The 2,476-nt window shown below is 40.6% G+C and carries 2 protein-coding genes; both read right to left on the reverse strand.

Going from position 1 to position 2,476, the window contains the following annotated elements:
- Positions 1-3: 3 nt before the first annotated feature.
- Positions 4-831, reverse strand: a complete 828-nt coding sequence (locus RDS42_RS14115) for an enolase C-terminal domain-like protein (protein WP_308784220.1) — start codon at positions 829-831, stop codon at positions 4-6.
- Positions 800-2,407 (reverse strand): recombinase family protein, encoded by a 1,608-nt coding sequence (locus RDS42_RS14120; RefSeq protein WP_308784221.1) that lies wholly within the window; start codon positions 2,405-2,407, stop codon positions 800-802. The genes RDS42_RS14115 and RDS42_RS14120 overlap by 32 nt, the downstream gene beginning before the upstream one ends.
- Between the last annotated feature and the right edge of the window lie 69 nt (positions 2,408-2,476).

The following is a 2,476-nucleotide window of genomic DNA, read 5'->3' on the forward strand; positions in this document are numbered from 1 at the left end:
CCGCTAGCCACGGCACGGTGCTCCGGTTTTAATCAGGTCACTGCCAAGCCCTACTGACAAATCCGCTATGGTCGTATCCTCGGTCTCGCCGCTCCGGTGGGACATGATGATCTCATAACCATGTTCTTTTGCCATGCGGATGGCTTCCATAGTTTCTGAGAGCGTTCCAATCTGGTTTGGCTTAATCAGAATCGCATTACCGCATCCCATGGAAATTCCTTTATTAAGGCGCACCGGATTCGTGACAAATAAATCATCGCCTACCAGAATCACTTTATCTCCCACTTTTTCTGTCAGACGTTTCCAGCCATCCCAATCCTCTTCATCCAGCGGGTCTTCAATGGAATAAATTGGAAAACGGCGAATCATCTTTTCCCAATGAACAATCAGTTCATCCGTGGTATAAAGTTTACCGGATTTCGGCAGATAATATTCTCCCGGTGCATTTCCTTTCCATTCGCTGGCAGCCGCATCCAGAGAAATCATAAACTGCTTGCCTCTGCCGCAGCTGTACCCTGCTTTGGTAATGGCTTCCATAATAAGCTGGATGGCTTCTTCCTCATTTGCAATGTTCGGAGCAAAGCCGCCTTCATCTCCCACTGCCACAGACAACCCACGGTTCTTTAATAATTTTTTCAAATGATGATAGACTTCTGCACACCAGCGGATTCCTTCTGTAATGCTATCGGCTCCAATTGGAAGTATCATAAATTCCTGAACATCCAGATTATTATCGGAATGTGCGCCCCCTTGTGTCAAGCTAATGACACAAAATTTTTGTAATTTGTCCGGCATCACTTCAACTGCAGATTTTCTGCACCTGCTCCACATACTTCACCAGCTCATCAGCAAAATTCCATTCAATTTCTATTCGCTTATCATTATATACCTTGATACCACGAATAAAAGTTGCTGCTATCTCTCTGGTTAATTGCTCATTTCCTTCAATTAAATCTGTCAGACACTGCCTGCCATCTGATGGAATTTCAAATAAACGTTCAGCCGCTTCACTCTGTTCTGTCTCCATTTGCGCTATCGCTAAGGTTTCTTTCTCAATTTGTTTATCCAGCTTGTCATTTTTTCTGGTGAACTCTTCTTCTGAGATTTCTTCCATTGCATATCGCATATATAGTTCAGTCTTCTGGTGCTTGTATCTGCTAATACTGTCTTTGGCATCCCGAATCTTTTTTGCAGCTCCATTCACTTTTGATTTTAATTCTGCTTTCTGTAATTCGAGTACCGGTTCAGCATCATCACTGATCTTTGCAAACAGCTTTATTGCCCTGAAAATCATCTCATTGAACTCGTCATCATATAAATTGTCTGTTACACAATCTTGATTTGCCGCATTAAATTTCCTTGCGCACTTAAAGTGCGGATTGCATCTGGTTACATGCTGTAGATTCTGACCGCATCCCCCACATTTTACCAATCCTTTCAGCGGATAATTATTATTGTGGGTTTTGCTCCTCTTTCTGGAATTTAATTCCAACTTTTCCTGTACAGCATCAAACACCTCTTTAGAAACAATCGCTTCATGCGTACCCTCAACCACAATCCAGTCTTCTTCTTTTGTTTTCAAATGCTTATTACTTCCTACCGAAGCAACTTTCCACTTGCCGCCAATCGTAGTTCCCGTATACGTTTCTGTCATCAGTATCAGTCTTACAGTTACCGGATACCAGATATATTTTTCTGTTGTTTTCTTCACACCAGTTTTCAGAACTTCTCTTTTATATTGACCTGGACTCATAATTTTCTGCTCATTCAGGTAACGTGCCAGCTGAGTAATATTCATTCCATCAAGATATTTCTGAAATATCATCTTCACAACAGGCGCTGTCTCCGGATTAATCACGAGGCTGGTCACATCTTCATCAGGCTTCAAATATCCATACGGTGCTCTCGCTCCCATATATTTTCCAGCTTTCTGACGCTGTATCAAAGTTCTTTTTACTTTAACGGAAGTATCAATGCTATGATGTTCGTTAATAATATTTCTGAAACCAACATCTATTCCCGGCATACCAGATTCATATTTCATACTATCAACATTATCATTGATCGCTATGAATCTCACATTCATAAATGGAAAAATTTGTTCCAGATATGTGTCAACCTCTATATGATTCCTGCCGAATCGAGAAAGGTCTTTCACTATAATTGTGCTGACTTTTCCATCTCTTACTAATTCCATCATACTTTGGAATCCTGGGCGATCGAAATTCGTTCCACTATAGCCATCATCTTTGAATTCTAACACTTCCGTATTTTTGAACTCATTTTTACTGGCTATGTATTGTCCAATCACAATTCTCTGATTGGTAATACTATTGGATTCATCCAGCATATCCTCATCTTCCAGCGACAATCTTAAATACTTTACTATGCACTTACCATCTGACATCTGATCACCCCCTCCTCTAAAATTTCTGATAACGCCTGTATTTCATCTTGAAATAAAAATTCGATCTCT

Source organism: uncultured Blautia sp. (assembly GCF_902497045.1).
Taxonomy (GTDB): domain Bacteria; phylum Bacillota; class Clostridia; order Lachnospirales; family Lachnospiraceae; genus Blautia_A.